This is a genomic window from Mesorhizobium sp. M7A.F.Ca.MR.148.00.0.0, assembly GCF_003997735.1.
In the GTDB taxonomy this organism is placed as follows: domain Bacteria; phylum Pseudomonadota; class Alphaproteobacteria; order Rhizobiales; family Rhizobiaceae; genus Mesorhizobium.
Window position 1 is genome coordinate 1 of record NZ_RZTB01000012.1, and the last position, 21,258, is coordinate 21,258.

The following is a 21,258-nucleotide window of genomic DNA, read 5'->3' on the forward strand; positions in this document are numbered from 1 at the left end:
AGTGGGGGAGATGCCCGGCAGGGCAGAGGGGGACGCGAAGGAACGCGACGATTCCGCCAAACCAGTTGTTCGTCAGCGCGCCGGCATCGGTTCTTACGAAGACCTAGGCGACGCCCGCCGTGAAAAACGCCGGCCGGGCAAGACGGGACGGCCGGGGAAGTAGGAAGCTGCAGCTTCGAGTCTGCGATTGGTTGCGGATTTCAGATGTCGCCGCTTAGAATAGGTGATGGTCGTCGTTCGCAGACTTGATGAAGAAGAGTTCAAGGCTTGCTTTGCCGAGCTGATGACGAATATCACCGCGACGGCGAATGCTGTCGTAGACATATGGCCCTATGTCGACGCGTTAAATCTGGACGAAGTCGGCGTGCCCTATTTGAACGACGTCCATTATACCGAGATGCCCAAAATCGGTTCGATCAAGTTTTGATTGGCACCGGCAGGTTCAACGCCCTTCTCGTGATCGTCATCGATCTCGGCACAAGCGCGGTGTTCGGGCATTTCCTACTCGATCTCAATAAAGAATATGGACTGAGCGGCGGTTACTTGAGACCTGTCTGATCCGGCCCATTGACCTGTGAAGCTCAATTAATCCGCTGGGCCCAATCAGCTGGGTAGCACAATGGTCAGGGCAGGCGGAATATGCTCCCGCGACGGGATATCCAGCCAACCAAGGTTTGATCGATGCGACAGCGAGGCAAACTCCATATCCTCCCCCTGATCTTAGGCAGCAAGGACACGCCTTTGCGGGCCGGAGCTGATCTCGGTCGGGTCCAGAAACATCTTGGCTTTCCTAAATGGCTATATGTCTATCAGGATCAGCCGTGCGGCTTTCTTCTAGGTTATGGCGATCTGGAAATCGACATTTTGACCAGGCGCAATCGAGCACGCGTCCATCGCATCAGCATCAAACTTTGGCACATGCCTGATGTCCCCAAGCCTTTGCCTTTGAAATGGAGCGGCAACAGCCAAATCGATCTCGATGGCTTTGGCCCGGCAATGACGATTTCGGCCGCCAGGACGCTCCTCGCAGGTCTAGGACTGCAAGCCGAGGAATATAAGGTGGAAAGCGTATCTGAAACTGTCCGCCGGCTCGTGCTCCCCCACGCCGAGCTTCATTTCTTCAAGGGACCGGAAGAACCGATCCTGATGGAGTTTCACTTCCTGACACCGCAGGAAATCCAGCGAACTAAGGGTGACTGGGTAATCCGCCCGCAAGATTAAGGCCTGCCCGCAGAGCATCTACTTGCCATCCGCCCCGCCCTTGGTGTAATCGCTGCGCACACTCAACGTCTTGTCTTGAAAGGAGGGCTCACGTGTTTACGTTTCATCGTCACCATCGTCAGCGTGGCCCGATTTCTGCCCTGCGAGCTTGCTTGCAGGGCTGACCAGGGACGGTCCGGGTTTTTCCCGCTTCGATTTTTTGGTCTGCCCTTCGTGGTGTTGCAACGCCGAGCCTGATGGCCAGCACGCGCACCGTCAAAGTGGACCGGAGATGTCTCCGGCAAGACCAGAGAAATCAAAATGGCCCTGATCAGCCTCAAATCCCTCGGCGTCACCATGAGTGCGCCGCTGTTTGCCAATCTCGACCTCACCATCGGCTCCGGCGACCGGCTCGGCATTGTCGCCGCCAATGGTCGCGGCAAGTCGACCTTGCTGAAATGCCTGACCGGCGAGATGGAGCCGACCTCCGGTGACATCACCCGCACGCGCGGCCTACGCGTCGGTCATGTCGAACAGTCGGTTGCCCCGGCCCTCCTCAGCCGGACGTTCCACCAGGTGGTGGCGGATGCCTTGCCGGCCGAGCAGGCCGACAGCGAGATGTGGCGTGTCGACGTGGTTCTCGATTCGCTCGATGTGCCGGAGCCTATGCGCGAGCGGCAAATGCAGGCGCTGAGCGGTGGCTGGCAGAGGCTGGCGCTGATCGCCCGCGTCTGGGTCACCGATCCGGACGTGCTGCTGCTCGACGAACCAACCAACCATCTCGATCTGGCCCGCATCAGCCAGCTCGAAACCTGGCTGAACACGCTGCCGCGCGAGGTGCCGGTCGTCATCGCTAGTCACGACCGGGCCTTCCTCGACGCCACCACCAACCGGACGCTGTTCCTGCGCCCTGAACAGTCGCCTGTGTTTGCCTTGCCCTATTCCCGCGCCAGGCGGGCGCTCGACGAGGTCGACGCCTCGACCGAGCGCAAGTTCCAGCGCGACATGAAGGTGGCGCAGCAATTGCGCCGGCAGGCGGCCAAGCTCAACAACATCGGCATCAATTCAGGCAGCGACCTGCTGACGGTCAAGACCAGGCAACTCAGCCAGCGGGCCGAAAAACTGGAGGAAGCGGCGAACCCGGCGCATCGCGAGAAGTCGGCGGGTGCCATAAAACTGGCCAATCGCGGCACCCACGCCAAAGTGCTGATCACGCTCGATGACGCGGCTGTCGAAACACCCGATGGCACGCTGCTGTTTCGGACCGGCAAGCGCCACATTTGCCAGGGCGACCGCATCGTGCTGCTAGGCCGCAACGGCGTCGGCAAGTCGCGCTTCGTCACCCTGATCCGCAATGCCATTGTCGAACCGGACACGGTGCGGAATGTGAAGGTGACGCCGTCGACGGTGCTCGGCTACAGCGACCAGGCGCTGTCGGGCATCAGCGGCGACGACACGCCGCTGGCGATGGTCTCGCGGCGCTACGATGTCGGCGAGCAGCGCGCACGGTCGTTGCTGGCCGGTGCTGGCGTGGTCATCGAGATGCAGGAGAAAAAGATCGGCGTGCTGTCCGGTGGCCAGAAGGCGCGTCTGATGATGCTGGCGCTCAGGCTCGCCGATCCCAACTTCTATCTGCTCGACGAGCCGACCAACCATCTCGACATCGACGGCCAGGAAGCACTGGAAGCGGAACTGCTGGCACATCAGGCAAGCTGCTTGCTCGCCTCGCACGACCGCTCCTTCATCCGCGCCATCGGCAACCGCTTCTGGCTGATCGACAAACGAAAGCTGACCGAAGTCGAGGACCCCGAGGAGTTCTTCCGCTCAGTGGCCGAAACGGCAGGATGAGGCCAACGGAGGTCGACTGGCATGTAAATTATTTGCTTACAGACCTTGTTTTTTGTAAGCAATCTGTTTACATATATCGATGATCAAGTCCTTCAAGAACAAGGCGCTGTCGGACCTCTTTCAAACTGGAAAGACCGGCAAGATCGACGCCAAGATGCACAAGCGCATTCTTGTCCGGCTTGACCGCCTGGAAGCTTCGGAGAAGCCGGAGGAAATGAACCTTCCCGGCTTCGATTTCCACCCGCTGAAAGGCTTCGATCCAATCCGCTACACGGTCCACGTCAACGGTCCGTGGTGCATCACATTCGAGTTCGACGGCAAGGACGCTGCCCGCGTCGATTTCGAGCAATATCACTGAGGCGGCCAGACTGGAGAAGTTCGACTTATGACCGTGCACGAGCCCACGCGTCCTATTGAGCGTTGTCCCTCCCACCCGGGAGCGCTGCTTGAGGACATTATCCCTGCAACTGGAAAGACCAAGGTGGAAATTGCAAATCTGCTCGGGATCTCCCGGCAGCAGCTCTATGACATCATCCGCGAAAAGAAGCCGGTTTCGCCGGCTGTGGCCGCTCGCCTCGGGAAGCTGTTCGGCGACGGCGCCGCGATCTGGCTTCGAATGCAAGCGGCTTTCGATGCTTGGCACGCAGAGCGTGAAGTTGATGTTTCAGCGATCCCTACGCTCAGGAGGTCCGCACGGCAGCATTCGGACAGACCATCAGACGCCGCGATAAAAAAATCTCGACGGTCTGTCGGATAGCCTCAGCCCGTCGCGTCCTTGGGATGCCGACACGATGATGCCGGCGCCAACCCAGGGAGAATTATCATGTCGGTTCTTTCATCCATCGGTCGCGTCGCAACCCGGTATGCGGCAGCGCGCGCTCGTCACCGCAGCGAGCGCATCCTGCTTTCGCTGCCGGCCTCGCTGCGCAAGGATATCGGCTTTCCGGACGTCTTCGACGCGCAGAACGGCCGCCGCCCCTGACCTCGCGAGGCGCCAGTCAGTCATGCGTATCACCTGAAAGCGGTGTCGCCTGCATCGATACGCGTTTTTCGAAAGCCTCGAACCAGTGCGTCAGCCGCGCCCGCGAGCGAAAAGGCGGCAGGTGGCGGAACGCCATCCAGGACAGCGTGGTGGCCAAGGCGATGTGGCCGACATGGAGCGGTGCCTCGTCGTCCAGCGTGCTTTCGATCCAGTCGTAGCTCGCCTCGATCTTTTCCCGGTATCCGTCGGCGAGAGCACCATAGCGCAGCTTTTCGGGTCTCCTTTCCGTCTCCCAGCGCAAAGCGATGCCTGTCTGCGCGAGGCCCTGGGCGACCGACTGAAGCCGCAACGCCTGCCAGCGCGCCTCGCCGTCCTGCGGCAGCAGCTTGCGGCCGTCATGCAGTGTGTCGAGATAGGCGCAGATGACATCGGAATCGAAGATCGGCGACGCATTTGGCCGCAACAGCACCGGCACCTTGCCAAGCGGATTTTCGGCGTAGACATCGGCGTTGCGCAGGGTCGGACTGGTCTCGTGATGAATGACCTCCAGCCGATCGGCAATGCCGGCCTCATGGGCAAAGACGAGCGCCTTGCGCGCGAAGGGTGAGTGGGTCTGATAGTAGAGGATCATTGTCGTCCCGGGGTTGAAGAGGCGTTCGCGTGATCCATCTGTTCTAGCCTGCGAGCCGAGAGAATTGCGCTCTGATTGGGGGCCGACGACGCAAGTTCGTTTCACGCCTCTCGCTCGAGCCCGCGGCTGTCCGGGATTATCAAGGGCCGACCGCCAAAAAAATTTCGCCGCCATGTAGGATCGCCGCCGTCCGATCCGTCCTATGGCTCGCAAGGCCAAACGCAAAGAGGAACAACAAATGACTGATCAGACCCCCGTTCAGCCCGCGGCCAAAGTGCTCGGCGGATTGACCCCTTATCTGCAGCTGGATGGCGCCTTAAAGGCTGCCGAATTCTACAAGAAGGCCTTCGGCGCGGAGCAGGTCTTTGCCTACCCGGCGGACGAAAAAGGCCGCACCATGCACATTCACCTCCACATCAATGGCTCGACCCTCATGCTCTCCGATTTCTATCCGGAAAACGGAATGCCCGCCATCAAGCCGCAGGGTTACACCATGCAGCTTCACCTCGGCAGCGACGACATCGAAGCCTGGTGGAAGCGCGCCGTCGATGCCGGCTGCGAAGTCGCCGTGCCGCTCCAAGTCATGTTCTGGGGCGATCAGTGGGGCAATATGCGCGACCCGTTCGGGGTCGAATGGGCGATGAACGCGCCGGTGAAGAAAGCCTGATCTGCCGCCGATGGCCCGAGCCCCTCACCGGCCGGCGCCGGTGAGGCCCTGTGAACTTCCAGGAGGAGATCCAAAATGTCCTATGTCGATGGTTTCGTACTTGCCGTATCCAAGGCAAAACTCGATGACTACAAGAAGCTGGCCAACCTCGCAGGGCCTATCTGGAGGGAACATGGCGCGCTCGCCTATGTCGAATGCATCGGCGACGACGTGCCCTATGGCGAGGTCACGTCCTTCCCGCGTGCCGTGCAGGCCAAGGACGACGAGATCGTCGTCTTCGCCTGGGCCGTCTATGAGTCGCGGGAGAGCCGCGATGCCGTCATGGCCAAGGTGATGGCAGATCCCCGCTTGAAGGCCGATTGGGCGGACATGCCGTTCGACGGCAAGCGCATGATCTTCGGTGGCTTCAAGCCATTCATTGAGCTTTGAGCAGCCGGTAGCAGATTAGAAGAAGCCTCTCAGCTTCGTCATCCTAGGCGAAGCAGGAGCGAAGCTCCGTCGCGAAGACCCTAGGATGACGACGCGGGTGCTTAGGCCATCGCTAAGGCCACGATCAGCTAGATAGCGTTGCGCTAATCCAGCTTGTCGAGCAGCGGCTTCAGCCGGTCTCCATAGCGCTTCCACAGATCGACCGACCCTTGATACATCGGCTGGCGCACCTGTGCGGCTGAAGCCGTGCGAACCGGTCGGTCGGTCTCGTGGAACGATAGAGCCGCGTCGTCCCAGGGCAGGCCGAGATGAGCGATCAATGCCCGCGTCTGTCCTTCCTGGTCGGCGACAAAATCCTCGTAGCGTACATCATGCACGACGCCCGGCAGCACCGTGTGCCAATGTTTCATGATGTCGGTGTAGAGATTGTGGAAGTCGGCGAGTTCGCCGAGATCGTAGCCATAGCGATGGCTGTCGCCGCGGAAATGCACCTTGTAGATCGACAGGCAGGTGGCCGCCGCATCGCGCGCGCAGTGGATGATCCTGGCCTTCGGCATCATCATGTGGATGAAGCCGACAAGCAGGAAGTTGCCTGGCATTTTGTCGGTGACGTGACGCATGTTCGGATAGCGGGCATGCAGCATGTCGAGATAGGCTTGGCCTGCCTCGGCAAAATCCGCATCGCCCATATCCGATACGCCCCATGGGAAGCCACCCGGCATGGTCGCCGGGAACTGCTTGCCGACCGCCTTCTTCAAGATGCTGAGCTCGCCTGCGCCGTAGACCTGCGGATGGCTGGCTATGATCTGCTCGACCAGCGTCGTGCCCGAACGCGGCATGCCGACAATGAAGATCGGCGTGTCGTCGCTGATTGAGCTGGGCCTGTGCTTCTCGAAGAAGCCGGCATCGAAGGTGGCCTTCATCGCCTCGAACTCGGCCCGCGTCCTGGCCTGGTCGTAGTTGATGCCTTTGCGGCGGATCGCATTGCCTTCGGCGAAATAGTCGAAGGCCCGGCCATAATCCCTGAGATCGTCATTCGCCTTGCCGAGTCCGAAGGACAGCTGCATGCGTGCCAGGCTGTCCTGCGGCGCCTTGGCATGCTGGGCTTCCATGCCCCCAAGCTCGCTGTCGCGCTCCTTCTGGCGCTTGACCTGCGTCAGCATCAGCCAGGCTGTGGCCATGGCGGGGTTGATCGCCAACGCCTGCCGGAACAGGTCGGCCGCCTCGTCGAGCTTGCCCTTTTCCATCAGCCCGACGCCGAGCCCGTGCAGCAGGTCGGCATCCTTGGGGCGTATCGCCAGCGCTTCGCGGAAGACGGCGAGCGCCTCATCCAGCCGCCCTGCTTCCTGCAGGGTTTCGGCAAGCCCGATGCGGGCGCGCACGTGAAATGGGTTGCGTGCAACCGTGCCGCGATAAATCTCTTCGGCCTCTTCGAACTGGCCGACCTGCTTCAGCGATGAGCCGAGATTGTCGCGCGCCGCGAGCTGGTCCGGCCGCAGATCCACCGCACCGCGGAAGAAATCGATGGCCGCAGCAGGGCGGCCGAGGTCGCGCATCACCGTACCGAAATTGTTGAGGAAATCGGGATTCGTCGGCTGCAGGCTCACCGACCGTTCGATGAGATCCAGCCCTTCTTCGCTGCGCCTGGTCTGGTGCAGCAGCAGTCCCAGGAAATGCGCCGCGGCCGCATGCTTGGGCTGACGCGCCAGCACCTGCCGGTAGATCGTCTCAGCCTCTTGCCGGCGCCCCGCCTGATGCAGTTGCAACGCCTGCTGCACATACTGGTCGAGGCCCAGCGGCGGCTGTCCGCCTGCGCCAGACCTGGCTCCCGCACCCGCCGCTCGTCTTTGATCTCTGTTGATGGGAAACCTGCCGTGTTTTATCCGCCTGTGGCGATCTAGGCCATTGGCGCGCCAGGTTCAAGGCTTCGCTTGCTGTCTCGTCCTTTCGTCGTGCGGAAAGATCAAATCAGGCGATTGGTCTCGGCAACCTGCCTGGCACGCCGAACCGTTCCATCGGTGTCGGCGATCCTTCGCTTTGCCGCCTCGTCACTTCTGACAGTCAGCCGCGGCGACAGGACAACCATCGGCTTTGCCATTACCGGCTTTGCGACCGGCGTGATCGTTACGGGGGTGCCTGTTGGCGTCTTTACGGACATCTCGAGGTCTCCTTCTTCAAATCACAAGAAAAATGAAAATACCGGGAGAATTATTCCCGCTAAGCTTCAAACAGTTTTTGAATTTTATGAATTTGTATCATCATTTTTCTGATAGTTACAGCGCGCAATTTTTTGAATGAAGCCCAATTTTATTTTAAAACGCCTTGATTAAATTACAACAAAGGCCTATCTGTACAGGATCGCTTTGGGCCAGAATTGGCATCTCGCGGCGTCAGAGGTTCTCGACCCGCCAATCTCATTCCAAATCATCGATACCGGGCGCGCGGCATGTTCGCTCCGCGCGACCATTCTCATTCTTCGAAAGACCGACATGAACACCGGAACCGTGAAGTTCTACAATGGCCGGACCGACTTCATTCAGCCGACCGATGGCGGCAAGGACGTCTTTGTCCATGTCAGCGCACTGGAGCGCGCCGGCTTCCCCGGCCTCGCCGAAGGCCAGAAGCTGCAGTTCGAGTTGGAGCGTGACACCAAGGGCCGCGAGTCGGCCGCCAATTTGCAATTGATCTGATCCGGCCGAATTCGATGAACGCTGACCACGGATGTACTGGCAGCTCTCGAAAGAGGCTTATTTCCAGCGACTGCCGGAAATAGGAAAGCGGGGCTCGTCCCTGCTTTTTTGTTTTCAGGACCGCTGCTTTGCATAGGTAAGACAATGCCGGACCGCACCACCCACTCCATCGCGCACTTCACCGCACCTTTCGTGCTCGGCGGACTTGAAGGGCAGCTGCCGGCCGGCGACTACGACATCGACCACGACGAAGAGCTGATCGAGGGCATGTCGCGGCTTGCCTGGCGCCGCGTCGCCACTTTCATCCATCTGCCGGCAAGGGCAGCGAAAAACCCGCCCACCAGCCAGCTTGTCGCCATCGATTACCTCGAACTCGAAACAGCGCTGAAGCGCGACAGGGAGAATGCAGCATGATCCGTTTCCAGCAGAATGCGCGCCCGCGCACCGACACGCCCGCGCACCAGTTTGCAATCGGTCAGACCGTGCGCATGAAGAGCCGCACCGGCCTCGTCCAGAAGACCGCCGAACTGTTCCAGATCAAGAGCAGGCTGCCGGTCAAGGATGGTTCGCCGCAATACCGCATCCGCAGCGAGCAGGAGACCTATGAGCGGGTCACCACCGAAGACAATCTCGAACCGGCAGATCCGGTTGTTGCCGACAACCCTGTTGCTGCCAGCAACCCGCTCGTCTGAGACCCCACCGCCAAGCCAACACTGAAGCAGGAGCACGACATGTCCAAAGGTCAACAGCGTAGCAACCGCGAGACACGCAAGCCGAAGAAGGACAAGGTCGTGGCAAAGCCCGCCTCCCCGTTCGGTTCGTCGGTCAAGCAGGCGGAGAGCAGCTTGAAGCCGAAGTCGAAAGGCTGACAAACTGGAGGGCGCGCCTCGTGCGCCCTTTCCGTCGTCCTCTGTGAGGTGACTGGACAGGCCTGCGCAATGCTCTGCCACGGAGGCGCGCTTGAATTTCGTCATCGAGTTCTACCGGTTGCGCGACGCCGACGAAGCCACTCTCGACAAGGTATCGCTGGAGGCGCCGAACCTGCGCGCCGCGCTGCAGGACGCCACCGCGCTGTTCCACACGCTGGCGATGCCGCAAATCCCCGATCGCCTGCGCACATGCGACGACAGTGGCAGCGAGCTCTATGCCGGCCCGGCCGACGGCGCCTATCCGGTTTAGAGCAGCGGTGCTGCCCCACGACTCCATTAAAGTTCACGTAAGATCGAGGCCCTAATATCCGCCTGAACCGGGCCGCTGCCGCGATTGGTGGCCGAGACGTTGCGGGCGACCACCCACGATCGCCGCTCATACTCGAAAGCAGGAGGCGCATGGACAGGTCGCGCATCATCGTGACGGCGGTGGTGTTGGCCATGCTGGGCGCCATCGTGCCGATAGCGGCTATGTTTCATCTCGCTTGGATTCAGGCCGTCCAAAAGGAACATGGGCGGCTGCAGCTGTTCGCCAGCCGCGCCATCGCTAGGGCCGACATCTCGCTCAACGATGCGACCGCCGCCTTGCGGCAGATCGACCAGTTCACCGGCATCCGCTGTTCGGCGGACCATATAGCCCGTATGCGGCAACTCACCATCAACACGCGCCCGATCGAAGAAATGGGCTATTTCGAAAACGGCCTGCTCAAATGCTCTTCCTGGGGACCAACCGAAGGGTGCGTTGCGCAATCCACCCCTGACTTCACCACCAGGGACCGCCCGCATGCAGCCGGTGATGAGCGATGACCATTTTCTGATGGCGCTGCGATACAGGGATCACAACGTCCTTGTCGATCCGGTACGCTTTGTCGACGTCATCGTCGATCCTGGTGTCCAGCTCGCCTTGACGACGCAAACGGGCATCCTGCTTGGCGCATTGAACGGCCCGAATCCTGCTCGTATCGAGAAGATCATCGCCGGTCCCGGCGAAGGCATCGATGACGATCTCTTGTTTGCCACGGCGCGCGGGACGGACTGGATTGCTGTCGCCACCGAACCGACAAGCCAGATCCTGGGCAGCGTTCGCAAGCAGCAATTCATGCTGCTCCCGCTCGGTGCCTTCATGGCTGCCTTCATCATCGGCGTGGTTGTGTGGCTGTCACGAAGGCGGCTTTCGCCCTTGGGAGAATTGCAGATCGCCGTGCGCAAGCACGAATTCATCGTCCACTATCAGCCGATCGTCGAGCTCAGGACCGGCAATTGCATCGGCGCGGAAGCGCTGGTGCGCTGGAAGCGGCCGAATGGCTCCCTGGTCCGGCCCGATCTTTTCATTCCGCTGGCGGAAGAGAGCGGCCTGATCACGGCGATCACCGATCAGGTCATTGCGATGGTTGTGTTCGACCTGAACAGGCTCCTGGTCGCCGATCGCTCGCTTCACATCGCCATCAATCTCAGCGCAACCGATGTCGGCACCGCGCGGGTCCTGCCTATTATCGAAAAGGCGTTGCAGCACACCGGAATCCGGCCCCAGCAAATCTGGCTCGAGGCCACGGAGCGAGGTTTCGTCGATATCAACTCGGCGCGTTCGACGCTCATTCGTGCCCGCGAACTGGGGCACGCAGTGGCAATCGACGACTTCGGCACCGGCTATTCCAGCCTGTCCTATCTCGAGGGGCTGCCGCTCGATGCGCTCAAGATCGACAAATCGTTCATCGATACGATCAGCACGAATTCCGCCACCAGTTCCGTCACCCCGCATATCATCGACATGGCCAAGACACTGAAGCTGAAGATCGTTGCCGAAGGCGTGGAGACGCAGGCGCAGGCTGACTATCTCGCCGAGCGCGACGTCGACTACGGCCAGGGCTGGCTTTTCGCCAGACCCATGCCTGCGTCCGAGTTCATCGCCTACTGTCGCCAGGTGAAGCCGACGGCTTGACGCCTGTCGTCCTCAACAAGGCGCAGCGTTCTCAGCACGGCCCGTCGCCAACGACGCGATAGTCCGCGGCGCGGGCTTCGCAGGAATTGGGGAAGGTGCGCATCTCGCCATGCCGGCGGCCGCAGACCGGAGCATATTCGCGGGTGCAGAACGTCTGCTCTTCCCCGCCACCGCCACCGCCACCGCCACCGCCGCTGTCGCGGCACGGACCGTCGCGCACGATGCGGTAGCCAGCCCGGTCGGCGAGACAGGAATTGGCGAAGGTCTGGCGGTCGCCGCCGCGCCGGGCACAGACCGGCTCGTACTGCTTGCTGCAATATTGCGGCTCGGGCCGTGGCGGACGCGGGCGTGGCCCTGGTCCCTCATCGACGACAACGGTGCAGGCGGCAAGAATTGCCGACAGCAACAAGATGACAAAACCCTGCCGCGAAAAGATTGCCGCCAGAAATTTCATGATGATCTCCCACGATCGGTCCCCGGTTACCGATCCTCGCCATTCCCTTGCCAAATGCAACCCCCGTTTGAGCTCGGCAACCGACAACGGCGCCTGGACCGAAAGGGAGGTCCGCGCGCCGCGATGTCTGGCCCATTCGTGGCCCGGCTCTGGCCGATGACCCGGCCGGCAAGCAAGCCTATGCCGAGCCCATCGATGCTCAGGTCAGTCGATTGATGCGTCGGGATGCGCCAGTACGGCGGCCCGCGGCGGTATCTTGCAACCATCACGTTTCCGTGCGATAAATTCCGTGTTCGGGCATTTGCGACCCGGAGAGCGGAACGTTTTGGACGACCTTTCCCCGATACTGTGAATCTCTGACGGCCCCGTTTTCGGCGGGGGGTTTGACCATGCGCCAATGCATGACTGCCGAAGCAACCACCGGGAACTGCCCTTTGCGCCAGGCGGCGGGCGGGACCACCAAAGACTGAACGGGTGAAGGAGTTTCCCCAATGGCCCAGACCGGCACCGTTAAATTCTTCAACGCGACCAAAGGCTTCGGTTTCATCACGCCCGATGGTGGCGCCAAGGATGTGTTCGTCCATATCTCCGCGATCGAAGCCTCCGGCTTGCGCACGCTCGTCGACGGCCAGAAGGTCACCTTCGACGTCGAGCCGGACCGCATGGGCAAGGGCCCCAAGGCCGTCAACCTCCGCGCAGCCTGAGCCATCGGCGCGCCGCATGTCACTCGGACGTGCGACGGAGGCTCCATGCCTGCACCTGGCCTGGAGAGGGATCTGAATTTGAAAGGCGCGGCGATCTTCGTCGCGCCTTTTCCTTATCGAAGGCGCGGGCCGGTGATGTCGCCCAAGCCGCCAGGTTCTGGGCAACGACTTGCATAAAACAAAGACCCAAAGCGTGCCGCAACGTGCTTTAGACGCCCGCAAAACTTTCTCTTGCCGATGACGCTAAAATAAAGGACAAATTTCCACTCGGGCATTTGCCGGCCCGAGACTGGAGTTTATGGGACAAAGGAGCTTCCCATGCCGCAGACCGGCACCGTCAAATTCTTCAACCATGCCAAGGGCTTCGGCTTCATCACGCCCGATGATGGCGCGAAGGATGTTTTCGTCCATATTTCAGCCGTGCAGGCGTCCGGCCTTCCCGGCCTGGAGGATGGCCAGAAAGTGTCGTTCGACACCGAGCCGGACAAGCGCGGCAAGGGACCCAAGGCCGTCAACCTGTCGGTCGGCTGAGCCGGCTGGACCGGCGATGGTTTTCGCTCCCTGGAGGGCGTGTGACCTTTGACGCCTGTTTTGAATAAGTTCGTCGAAATCCGTTCAGCCCCCGTTCAGCCACGGTTGCATATTAGTCTTTGGTAAAGCCGGACCGCATCCCCGAAACTACACGGGCCGGCACGAAGGAGACCGAGATGAACCGAATTTTCAAGACCGCCGTCCTGGCCGCTGCCGTGGTCGCCACCACGCTTTCGGCCTTGCCCGCCGCCAACGCACGTGATTGGCGCCGTCATCATGGCCATCATGGCAACGGCGATGCCATTGCCGCCGGCGTGCTCGGCCTCGCGGCCGGTGCGCTGATCGGCGGCGCATTGGCCAATGACCGCCCGCCGCCCGACGCTGACCGCTACTACGATGACGGTTACTACGATCGTGACGTGGTGGTGCGCCCGGCCCCGGTCCGCCGCTACTATGCGGAGCCGCGGGTGGTCTACGCTGATCGTTATGCCGAGCCGTGGACGCGTGATTGGTACGAATACTGCTCGGACCGCTACCGCACCTTCAATTCCCGCACCGGCACGTTCACCGGCAATGACGGCGAACAGCATTTCTGCACGGCGAACTAAACCAGGGCTTCCCTGCCCCAACAGAAAAGCGCTGACCGCAAGGCCAGCGCTTTTTTGTTTGGAGCATCACAGGATTGGGGCAGGCGAATATCGGCACGCCCTACAGCAATTCCAGGAAAAGTGTGAAACGTTTTCCCGGGAAAAGCGCAAAGCGTTTTCCCTTGGGAATTGAGTCAGAACAAAGGGTCAGAGCAGCCCCGCCGTTTCCGTGAAATGGTGAATTGCTCTAAACGAGAAAAGGATTGGTCCGCCTCTCCTCGCCAAAACGTCCGCCGGGACCGTGGCCGCAGATGAAGCCGATGTCGTCGCCGAGCGGCAGGAGTTTGTCCTTGATCGAAGCGATCAGTGCCGCATGGTCGCCACCCGGCAGGTCGGTGCGGCCGACCGAGCCGCGGAACAGCACGTCGCCGACATGGGCGAACTTGGCCGCGCGGTTGTAATAGACGACGTGACCTGGTGCATGGCCGGGGCAGTGCAGCACCTCGAACACATGGCCGCCGAACGACACGGTCTCGCCTTCGGACAGGAACCGGTCGGGCACGCAGTTGCGCGCTCCGGCGATGCCGTAGCGCTTGCCCTGGTTTTCCAGATTGTCGAGCAGCGACTTGTCGGCCTCATGCGGACCGATGATCTCGACGCCGAGCGCCTCCTTCAACTCCATTGCGCCGCCGGCATGGTCGATGTGGCCATGCGTTATCCAGATCGCCCCGGCTGAGATCGCATTGTCCTTCAGCACCGCCAGCACCTTGTCGATATCGCCGCCAGGATCGACGACGACGCCATGCTTGTCATCCATGTCGAACAGGATGGTGCAATTCTGCTGGAACGGTGTGACCGGCACGATGCCGGCATTGAGCTGACCCATGATCGTCCTTTCGATGTTCACGGGTGATGTAGAGGCGCGGACAAAGGGCGTCCACCCTCGAAAGACGAACAATCGGTAGCTCCGAAAACGGAAATGGGCGGCCGAAGCCGCCCATTTGAAAAGACCGAAACGGCCCGCCTACTTCTTCATGGCGCCCATGACCGCGCCGAGAATGGCGGTCAGGATCGCGCCGCCGCCGGCGCCGCCGACGATGTTCTGCAGGTTCAGCGCGCTGCCGAGACCGCTCGTTGCTGCTGCCGCAGCCGCCGGATCGACCGCACCGCCACCCAGCAGGCTGCCGAGGATCGCCGCACCGCCGACGCCGCCAATGGCTCCGCCCAGGATTTTGGGAAGCTGACCCATCGCCGCCGTCTTGAGCGCCGCACCGACCGCCTGACCACCGATGACGCCAGTAATCACCTGTATGATGATCGGAAGAAGCGTGTTCATGTCCATATGATTAGTCCCTCCATAGCTGTCAGCCTCCCGGGCCGACACCATCATGAGACGCCGAATTGGACGAAAGTCAAATGCAGAAACGCTGAAATAAAAGGGGCGGCCCGAAAACCGCCCCTACTTCCTAAAAAAGCTGTGACTTTCGTTATTCTGCGGCGATCGCGTGCTTGGGCTGAACGGCCGCAGAATAGTCATTCATAAGATTCTTGGCTATTTCGCCGACCTCGAATCGGTAAGGCCCGATCTCGGAAACCGGCGTCACTTCCGCCGCCGTCCCGGTCAGGAAGCACTGCTCGAAGCTTTCCAGCTCTTCCGGCAGGATGGCGCGTTCAATCACCTCCAGGCCGCGATCCTTGGCCAGCCCAATGACCGTGCGGCGGGTGATGCCGTCGAGGAAGCAGTCGGGCTTTGGTGTGTGGATCTTGCCCTCCTTGACGAAGAAGATGTTGGCTCCGGTCGCTTCGGCGACCTGGCCACGCCAGTCGAGCATCATGGCGTCGGCATAGCCCTTGGCCTCGGCGGCGTGCTTGGACATGGTGCAGATCATGTAGAGGCCGGCGGCCTTCGACCTGGAAGGCGCGGTGCGCGGGTCGGGCCGTCGCCATTCCGCCACATCGAGACGGATGCCTTTCAGCTTCTGTGCAGGATCGAAATAGCTCGGCCATTGCCAGATGGCGATGGCACAGTTGATGCGGTTGTTCTGCGCCGAGACGCCCATCTGCTCACTGCCGCGCCAGGCAATCGGCCGGACATAGGCGTCCTGGAAACCCTGCTTCTTGAGAAGCGTGGATGAGGCGTCGTTGAGCTCGGCCACCGTATAGGGGATATTGAAACCGAGCAGGCGTGCCGATTCATGCAGGCGCTCGGTGTGTTCGTTGAGCTTGAAGATCTCGCCGCCATAGGCGCGCTCTCCCTCGAAAACGGCGCTGGCGTAATGCAGCCCGTGCGTCAGCACATGGATCTTGGCGTCACCCCATTGGACGAATTCGCCGTTCATCCAGATGGAGCCATCGAGTTGATCGAAGGGAACGGATGCCATGGTAACCTCCCACGGGCGGCAGCCCGGATAGTTGTATCGTTGTGTGTTTCGTGTCGGCCGCCCAAAGCGGCTTTTATGGTGGAGCGTAGGCGGATAATTGCGCTCTGGCAAACTTAGGAAATTCCGGAAAAACCGGCTTCCCTTGCCTTTTCGTTCGCAATCCGCCCAAAAGCTTGTCAAAAATTACCATTGCAGGGAAATTACGTCAATAGTACTGACATAATCTCTCTTTCCCACGGAGAAATAATGACGGATCGAAGCCCAGCCGCAGGAAAACCGATCAGGACCGCGATGTCGGTCGAGGACGGCATCGACTTCGCCATTATCGAGCTGCTCTTCTTTGCCTATCGTGACTTCACCTCCGATCCGGACCAGATCCTGGCCGACTACGGCTTTGGCCGGGCCCACCACCGGGTGCTGCATTTCGTCAACCGCAGGCCGGGCCTGACGGTAGCCGAACTGCTCGACGTGCTGAAGATCACCAAACAGAGCTTGGCCCGTGTGCTCAAGCAGTTGATCGACACCGACCATGTCGTGCAGTTGCAAGGTCCGCGCGACCGCCGACAGCGCGAACTTTATCCGACCGCCAAAGGCCGTGCGCTGGCGCTGGCGCTGGCGCGGCCACAGTCGCGCCGCATCCATGCTGCATTGGGGGATTCCGGAGTAACCGAACGGACCTTGGTGGAACGGTTCCTCGAAGCGATGGTCAATCCGGAACTGAGGGCGCAGATCGACGTTGGGTCCGCAAAAATGTCAGGGAAAAGCCATGGAGAGCACTGAACGGGTCGATCACGCGGCCGCGCCGGACGACGACGCGCCGCATCTGCTTGTCGTCGACGACGACACCCGCATCCGCAATCTTCTCAAGCAGTATCTGACCGAAAACGGCTTTCGCGTCACCGTCGCCGGCAATGCCGGCGAAGCCAGGCGCAAGCTTGCCGGCCTCGACTTCGACCTTCTGGTGCTGGACGTCATGATGCCCGGTGAAACGGGCGTCGACCTGACCAAGTCGCTGCGAGCCGAAAAGAACGTACCGATCCTGATGCTGACGGCCCTGTCGGAGACCGACAGCCGCATCTCAGGGCTTGAGGCCGGCGCCGACGACTACCTGCCGAAGCCGTTCGATCCGCGCGAGCTGATCCTGCGCATCAACAACATCCTTCGCCGTGGTGGCCCGGCGACCACGCCCAAGGTCGAGCAGTTGGTCTTCGGCCCCTACACCTTCCAGATCGCCCGGCGCGAGTTGAAGCGTGGCGGCGAGGCGCTGAAGCTGACCGATCGCGAGCAGGAGATCCTGGCGATCTTCGCGGCAAGGGCCGGCGAGACGATACCCCGCCACGAGCTTGTCGGTGACGATTCGGAGGTCGGCGAGCGCACCATCGACGTCCAGATCAACCGGCTGCGCCGCAAGATCGAGCGCGATCCGTCCAACCCGGTCTGGCTGCAGACCGTGCGCGGTATTGGGTATCGGCTCAGCGTGGAATAGAATGCCGCCTGCGGCCTGCTGAGCGGCTGCGGGCAAGCGAAATGAGCGAATGGCAACCACGGAACTGGAACAGCCGGGCAATGGCGGCTTGAGCGTACGCGCCGCGCGGACGCTGAAGGCGGTGCCGCGCGCCTGGAACCGCTTCTGGCGCCTCGTCTCGCTGTATATGCCCAAGCGGCTCTATGCTCGCTCGCTGATCATAGTCATCGCGCCGATGATCCTGCTGCAATCGGTCGTCGCCTTCGTCTTCATGGAACGTCATTGGGCAACCGTGACGCAGCGCCTGTCGCAGGCCACCGTGCGCGACATCGCCGCCATCATCGACCTGATCGAAACCTATCCGCGCGATGCCGACTACACCAACATCATACGCATCGCCCAGGACCGCATGCAGTTGAAGGTCGACCTCTTGCCGCCCGACCCGCTGCCCGCGCCTGGCCCAAAACCGTTTTTCTCGATTTTGGATGATGTTCTCTCGTCGGAGATCACCCGCCAGATTAACCGCCCGTTCTGGATCGACACGGTCGGCAACTCCAACATCGTCGAGGTGCGCGTGCAGCTCGAGGGCAAGGTGCTGCGCGTCTTCGTGCGCCGCAGCCAGGCCTATGCCTCCAACACCCACATCTTCCTGATCTGGATGGTCGGCACCTCGCTGGTGCTCCTGATGATCGCCATTCCCTTCCTGCGCAACCAGATCCGGCCGATCCTGATGCTTGCCGAAGCCGCCGAAAGCTTCGGCAAGGGCCGGCCGATGCCGCGTGACTTCCGGCCGCGCGGCGCCGAGGAGGTTCGCCGCGCCGGCTTTGCCTTCATGCAGATGCGCGAGCGCATCGAGCGCCAGATCGAGCAGCGCACCGCCATGCTGACCGGTGTCAGCCATGACCTGCGAACCATCCTCACCCGCTTCAAGCTGCAGTTGGCGCTTTCCGGCGGCAAGGCCGAGACCAAGGCCGCGCTCGACCAGGACATCGACGACATGCAGTCGATGCTCGAAGGCTATCTCGCCTTTGCCCGCGGCGAGGCTTCGGAAGACGCCGGACGGTTCGATCTCGAGGCCTATTTCGAAAAGCTCGGCGAGGAAGCTAGGCTGCGCAAGCGCAAGCTGTCGACGACGCTTGCCGGAGACCCCGATGTGCATGTGCGGCCGAACGCCTTTGCCCGATTGATGTCCAACGTCATCGGCAACGCCTTCCGCTATGCCAAGACGGTGGAGGTCAACGCCACCCATGGCCGCGGCTCGCTGCTGGTCACCATCGACGACGATGGTCCGGGCATCCCCGCCGACCGACGCGAAGACGTGTTCAAACCCTTCGTGCGGCTCGACGAGGCCCGCAACCTCGATGCCAGCGGCACCGGGCTCGGCCTGTCGATCGCCCGCGACATCGCCCGTTCCCATGGCGGCGACATCACCCTTGAAGACAGCCCGCTCGGCGGACTGCGCGCTATCATCAAGGTTCCCGCATAACCGGCACGATACCGAAAAGTGGAAACCGGCTTCATCCGCCCGTCATGAAACCATGATCAAGAACGCGCATGAAGCGCGCGACCTCAATTGATTCGGCCTTGCCGCCTCACTTCGACCCCGTGCCCGTCCGGGTGCGCTGGAGCGAAGCGAGAGCAGCGGGCTGGTCGCCGTTCCGGCATCGTCTCAAGGCAACCGTCGACCTTTCCTGCAAAGGGCCGCCATGCGCATATTGATGGTCACCGATGCCTGGCGGCCGCAGGTTAACGGCGTTGTCCACACGCTGGAGCGGCTCACCGAGACGCTGAAATCTTTCGATGTCGCCGTGGATTTCCTGACGCCGAACATCTTTCGCACCCTGCCCTTGCCGACATATCCCGACATCAGGCTGGCGCTGACCACGCCCGGCCATGTCGCGCGCCTGATCGACGCAGGCAAGGCCGACCACATCCACATCGTCACCGAAGGACCGCTCGGCATCATGGCGCGGCGCTATTGCCGCAATGCCGGCCGGCCGTTCACCACCAGCTATCACACGCGCTTCCCCGAATATCTCAGCGCACGGCTGCCGGTGCCGGAAAGCTGGGCCTATCGCTGGCTGCGCGATTTCCACAATTCCGGCCAAGGCACGCTGGTCGCCACCCAGTCGCTCGCCGACGACCTCTCGGCGCGCGGCTTCACCAAGCTGCGGCCGTGGACGCGCGGCGTCGACACCGACCATTTCCGGCCCGACAAGAAGAAGGATCTCGGCTTTCCCGGTCCTGTCTTCCTCTGCGTCGGCCGGGTCGCCATCGAAAAGAACCTCTCCGCCTTCCTCGACCTCGACCTGCCGGGCAGCAAGGTGATCGTCGGCGAAGGCCCCGAGCTTGCCAGGCTGAAGGCAAAATATCCGCAAGCGCATTTCCTCGGCCATCGCCCCAACGATGAACTGGCCGAGATCTATGCCTCGGCTGATGTCTTCGTCTTCCCGAGCCGCACCGACACGTTCGGCAACGTCATCATCGAGGCATTGGCCAGCGGCACGCCGGTTGCCGCCTATCCGGTGACCGGGCCGATCGACATTGTCGGCGACGGCTGTGGCGGCGCGGTCTCCAACGATCTGCGCGAGGCCTCGCTTGCCGCGCTCAATGTAGACCGTGCCGAAGCACGCGAACGCGCCATGCGCTACAGCTGGAAGGCTTGTGCAGAGATGTTCCTCGACACGGTCGAGGAAGCGCTGGGAACGACGCGCAAGCTGGCGGCCTAAAACAACCTGCCGCCATCCGGCACCTTGCGCTCGATCGCGCCGAGCACCACCGCGCCCTCTTCGTCGGGAAAGCCGAGCGTCAGCACTTCCGACATGAATGGACCGATCTGGCGCGGCGGGAAATTGACCACCGCGAACACCTGTCGGCCGATCAGCGTCTCCGGTGTATAATATTTGGTGATCTGCGCCGACGATTTCTTGATGCCGATGCCGGCGCCGAAATCGATCTTCAGCTTGAATGCGGGCTTGCGCGCCTCGGGAAACGGCTCGGCCTCGACGATCGTGCCGGCGCGGATGTCGACACGATCGAAATCGGCAAAACTGATCTCGGGCTTGCGCTCGCTGTTCGAACTCATCTTGGTTCTTGTCTGCCTTGCGGGGACTCAGGCGTTGCCGTAGGTCTCGAACAGCACGCCGGCCAGGGCGTCCTTGGCCGAGGTTCCCGACCAGACGACGAACTGGAACGCCTGGAAATAGCATTCGCAGGCTTCCAGCGCCGACGACAGCAACACCTCGACCTGCTGGCTCGACGGCTCGACCCCGCCGGCCAGCAGCAGCGACTGGCGGAACATGATCGCGCCCTCCTGCTCCCAGAGGTCGAAATGGCCAAACAGCATCTGCTCGTTGATCAGCGACAAGAGCCGCATCACTTCCAGCGCGCGGGTCTCCGGCACCTTGATGTCGAAGGCGCAGGCCAGGTGCAGCGCCTCGAAATCCTCCATCCACGAGAAGGAGACGTGATAGTCGGTCCAGCTTCCGGCAACCGAGATCGAAATCTCGTCGTCGCCGGCCCGCTCAAAGGACCAGTCGTTGTTGTGGGCCACCTGCTCGATAACATCCACCGGATGGATTTCGCGGGAGAATTCGAGTTCGAGAAGTTCCATGGAATGCTTCCTGTCGTTCTGTACGAGCGCCGCCACACGCTCCGCGGGAGGGCACACACAACGAACAATCTTGTCTAGAACTCGGACGGCCAGGACTTTCTTCGCGCAAAAGACTACCTTCTCGACGCAAAGACCCCAGACCGGACCCCACCGCCCGGTCGCATGACCCTGCTCCGAATCATGCAACAAATTCAGTCTATTGATCGGG

General features: G+C 61.4%; 29 protein-coding genes and 2 pseudogenes. 23 read left to right on the top strand and 8 right to left on the bottom strand.

Annotated features, from left to right (window positions below):
• Positions 1-226: 226 nt before the first annotated feature.
• The 6 genes and pseudogenes from EOB49_RS36375 to EOB49_RS06830 all read left to right on the top strand — a co-directional run bounded on the left by EOB49_RS36375 (position 227) and on the right by EOB49_RS06830 (position 4,030).
• A complete protein-coding gene (locus tag EOB49_RS36375) occupies positions 227-427 on the top strand; it encodes a hypothetical protein (RefSeq protein ID WP_164781607.1) in 201 nt (66 codons plus the stop codon).
• A 254-nt stretch (positions 428-681) separates the two neighbouring features.
• The gene (locus EOB49_RS06810) at positions 682-1,221 is read left to right on the top strand and encodes a hypothetical protein (protein WP_127380556.1); all 540 of its coding nucleotides are present in this window, start codon (positions 682-684) and stop codon (positions 1,219-1,221) included.
• Positions 1,222-1,521: 300 nt separating this feature from the next.
• Positions 1,522-3,048, top strand: a complete 1,527-nt coding sequence (locus EOB49_RS06815) for an ABC-F family ATP-binding cassette domain-containing protein (RefSeq protein ID WP_127380557.1) — start codon at positions 1,522-1,524, stop codon at positions 3,046-3,048.
• Positions 3,049-3,127: 79 nt separating this feature from the next.
• Positions 3,128-3,406, top strand: a complete 279-nt coding sequence (locus EOB49_RS06820) for a type II toxin-antitoxin system RelE/ParE family toxin (protein WP_023809788.1) — start codon at positions 3,128-3,130, stop codon at positions 3,404-3,406.
• Positions 3,407-3,433: 27 nt separating this feature from the next.
• Positions 3,434-3,739, top strand: a pseudogene (locus tag EOB49_RS06825) (HigA family addiction module antitoxin); the annotation flags it as partial.
• 132 nt (positions 3,740-3,871) lie between these two features.
• Positions 3,872-4,030 (top strand): hypothetical protein, encoded by a 159-nt coding sequence (locus EOB49_RS06830; protein WP_127268662.1) that lies wholly within the window; start codon positions 3,872-3,874, stop codon positions 4,028-4,030.
• Positions 4,031-4,046: 16 nt separating this feature from the next.
• Here EOB49_RS06830 and EOB49_RS06835 read toward each other — a convergent pair whose 3' ends face one another.
• Entirely contained in the window at positions 4,047-4,661 is a 615-nt protein-coding gene (locus tag EOB49_RS06835) for a glutathione S-transferase family protein (protein ID WP_127380558.1), read from the bottom strand.
• Positions 4,662-4,899: 238 nt separating this feature from the next.
• On the opposite strand from EOB49_RS06835, the gene EOB49_RS06840 reads away from it, so the two are divergent.
• Together EOB49_RS06840 and EOB49_RS06845 are read left to right on the top strand one after the other, a co-directional pair.
• Positions 4,900-5,328, top strand: a complete 429-nt coding sequence (locus tag EOB49_RS06840; RefSeq protein WP_127380604.1) for a glyoxalase/bleomycin resistance/extradiol dioxygenase family protein — start codon at positions 4,900-4,902, stop codon at positions 5,326-5,328.
• 75 nt (positions 5,329-5,403) lie between these two features.
• Positions 5,404-5,757, top strand: coding sequence for a DUF1428 family protein (locus EOB49_RS06845; RefSeq protein WP_023809794.1), 354 nt, complete (start codon positions 5,404-5,406; stop codon positions 5,755-5,757).
• 143 nt (positions 5,758-5,900) lie between these two features.
• On the opposite strand, the gene EOB49_RS06850 is transcribed toward EOB49_RS06845, so the two are convergent.
• Positions 5,901-7,523 (bottom strand): sulfotransferase, encoded by a 1,623-nt coding sequence (locus EOB49_RS06850; protein WP_245472562.1) that lies wholly within the window; start codon positions 7,521-7,523, stop codon positions 5,901-5,903.
• Between the two features lie 252 nt (positions 7,524-7,775).
• Here EOB49_RS06850 and EOB49_RS36380 point away from each other — a divergent pair, with 252 nt between their 5' ends.
• The 8 genes and pseudogenes from EOB49_RS36380 (at position 7,776) to EOB49_RS37425 (ending at position 11,315) form a co-directional block, all read left to right on the top strand.
• Complete coding sequence (locus EOB49_RS36380) at positions 7,776-8,027, top strand: hypothetical protein (protein ID WP_164781608.1); 252 nt, start codon at positions 7,776-7,778, stop codon at positions 8,025-8,027.
• A gap of 219 nt (positions 8,028-8,246) precedes the next feature.
• The gene (locus EOB49_RS06860; protein WP_127380560.1) at positions 8,247-8,447 is read left to right on the top strand and encodes a cold shock domain-containing protein; all 201 of its coding nucleotides are present in this window, start codon (positions 8,247-8,249) and stop codon (positions 8,445-8,447) included.
• A 144-nt stretch (positions 8,448-8,591) separates the two neighbouring features.
• A complete protein-coding gene (locus EOB49_RS06865; RefSeq protein WP_023809798.1) occupies positions 8,592-8,861 on the top strand; it encodes a hypothetical protein in 270 nt (89 codons plus the stop codon).
• Complete coding sequence (locus EOB49_RS06870) at positions 8,858-9,139, top strand: hypothetical protein (protein WP_127380561.1); 282 nt, start codon at positions 8,858-8,860, stop codon at positions 9,137-9,139. The genes EOB49_RS06865 and EOB49_RS06870 overlap by 4 nt, the downstream gene beginning before the upstream one ends.
• Before the next feature lie 39 nt (positions 9,140-9,178).
• Entirely contained in the window at positions 9,179-9,316 is a 138-nt protein-coding gene (locus tag EOB49_RS36385; protein WP_164482279.1) for a hypothetical protein, read from the top strand.
• A gap of 91 nt (positions 9,317-9,407) precedes the next feature.
• Positions 9,408-9,626 (top strand): hypothetical protein, encoded by a 219-nt coding sequence (locus tag EOB49_RS06875; protein ID WP_127380562.1) that lies wholly within the window; start codon positions 9,408-9,410, stop codon positions 9,624-9,626.
• A 221-nt stretch (positions 9,627-9,847) separates the two neighbouring features.
• Positions 9,848-10,409, top strand: a pseudogene (locus EOB49_RS37420) (CSS-motif domain-containing protein); the annotation flags it as partial.
• A 90-nt stretch (positions 10,410-10,499) separates the two neighbouring features.
• A complete protein-coding gene (locus tag EOB49_RS37425) occupies positions 10,500-11,315 on the top strand; it encodes an EAL domain-containing protein (RefSeq protein WP_245472565.1) in 816 nt (271 codons plus the stop codon).
• Between the two features lie 31 nt (positions 11,316-11,346).
• Here EOB49_RS37425 and EOB49_RS06885 read toward each other — a convergent pair whose 3' ends face one another.
• The gene (locus EOB49_RS06885; RefSeq protein ID WP_127320974.1) at positions 11,347-11,769 is read right to left on the bottom strand and encodes a Kazal-type serine protease inhibitor domain-containing protein; all 423 of its coding nucleotides are present in this window, start codon (positions 11,767-11,769) and stop codon (positions 11,347-11,349) included.
• Positions 11,770-12,260: 491 nt separating this feature from the next.
• Here EOB49_RS06885 and EOB49_RS06890 point away from each other — a divergent pair, with 491 nt between their 5' ends.
• From EOB49_RS06890 to EOB49_RS06900, 3 genes are all read left to right on the top strand, one after another.
• Positions 12,261-12,473, top strand: a complete 213-nt coding sequence (locus EOB49_RS06890; protein WP_006202520.1) for a cold-shock protein — start codon at positions 12,261-12,263, stop codon at positions 12,471-12,473.
• A 318-nt stretch (positions 12,474-12,791) separates the two neighbouring features.
• Complete coding sequence (locus EOB49_RS06895; protein ID WP_013530020.1) at positions 12,792-13,004, top strand: cold-shock protein; 213 nt, start codon at positions 12,792-12,794, stop codon at positions 13,002-13,004.
• Between the two features lie 176 nt (positions 13,005-13,180).
• The gene (locus EOB49_RS06900) at positions 13,181-13,612 is read left to right on the top strand and encodes a BA14K family protein (protein WP_127268420.1); all 432 of its coding nucleotides are present in this window, start codon (positions 13,181-13,183) and stop codon (positions 13,610-13,612) included.
• Positions 13,613-13,838: 226 nt separating this feature from the next.
• Here the strand turns inward: EOB49_RS06900 and EOB49_RS06905 are convergent, their stop codons facing one another.
• The 3 genes from EOB49_RS06905 to EOB49_RS06915 all read right to left on the bottom strand — a co-directional run bounded on the left by EOB49_RS06905 (position 13,839) and on the right by EOB49_RS06915 (position 15,972).
• Positions 13,839-14,477 (bottom strand): MBL fold metallo-hydrolase, encoded by a 639-nt coding sequence (locus EOB49_RS06905; RefSeq protein ID WP_127268419.1) that lies wholly within the window; start codon positions 14,475-14,477, stop codon positions 13,839-13,841.
• A 138-nt stretch (positions 14,478-14,615) separates the two neighbouring features.
• On the bottom strand, positions 14,616-14,933 hold the full coding sequence (locus tag EOB49_RS06910) for a hypothetical protein (protein WP_023809804.1): 318 nt from the start codon (positions 14,931-14,933) through the stop codon (positions 14,616-14,618).
• A 145-nt stretch (positions 14,934-15,078) separates the two neighbouring features.
• A complete protein-coding gene (locus EOB49_RS06915; RefSeq protein ID WP_127268418.1) occupies positions 15,079-15,972 on the bottom strand; it encodes a branched-chain amino acid aminotransferase in 894 nt (297 codons plus the stop codon).
• A gap of 246 nt (positions 15,973-16,218) precedes the next feature.
• Here EOB49_RS06915 and EOB49_RS06920 point away from each other — a divergent pair, with 246 nt between their 5' ends.
• From EOB49_RS06920 to EOB49_RS06935, 4 genes are all read left to right on the top strand, one after another.
• Entirely contained in the window at positions 16,219-16,752 is a 534-nt protein-coding gene (locus tag EOB49_RS06920; RefSeq protein WP_027039379.1) for a MarR family transcriptional regulator, read from the top strand.
• The gene (locus tag EOB49_RS06925) at positions 16,739-17,458 is read left to right on the top strand and encodes a response regulator transcription factor (RefSeq protein WP_013530014.1); all 720 of its coding nucleotides are present in this window, start codon (positions 16,739-16,741) and stop codon (positions 17,456-17,458) included. Before EOB49_RS06920 ends, EOB49_RS06925 begins: the two co-directional genes overlap by 14 nt.
• A 49-nt stretch (positions 17,459-17,507) precedes the next feature.
• Entirely contained in the window at positions 17,508-18,923 is a 1,416-nt protein-coding gene (locus EOB49_RS06930) for an ATP-binding protein (protein ID WP_127268417.1), read from the top strand.
• A gap of 220 nt (positions 18,924-19,143) precedes the next feature.
• A complete protein-coding gene (locus tag EOB49_RS06935) occupies positions 19,144-20,166 on the top strand; it encodes a glycosyltransferase family 1 protein (protein ID WP_127380563.1) in 1,023 nt (340 codons plus the stop codon).
• On the opposite strand, the gene EOB49_RS06940 is transcribed toward EOB49_RS06935, so the two are convergent.
• Together EOB49_RS06940 and EOB49_RS06945 are read right to left on the bottom strand one after the other, a co-directional pair.
• Positions 20,163-20,522, bottom strand: coding sequence for a tRNA-binding protein (locus tag EOB49_RS06940; protein WP_127261686.1), 360 nt, complete (start codon positions 20,520-20,522; stop codon positions 20,163-20,165). The two genes, EOB49_RS06935 and EOB49_RS06940, sit on opposite strands and share 4 nt — an antisense overlap.
• A gap of 27 nt (positions 20,523-20,549) precedes the next feature.
• The gene (locus EOB49_RS06945; protein ID WP_013893499.1) at positions 20,550-21,050 is read right to left on the bottom strand and encodes a YbjN domain-containing protein; all 501 of its coding nucleotides are present in this window, start codon (positions 21,048-21,050) and stop codon (positions 20,550-20,552) included.
• Positions 21,051-21,258 lie beyond the last annotated feature (208 nt).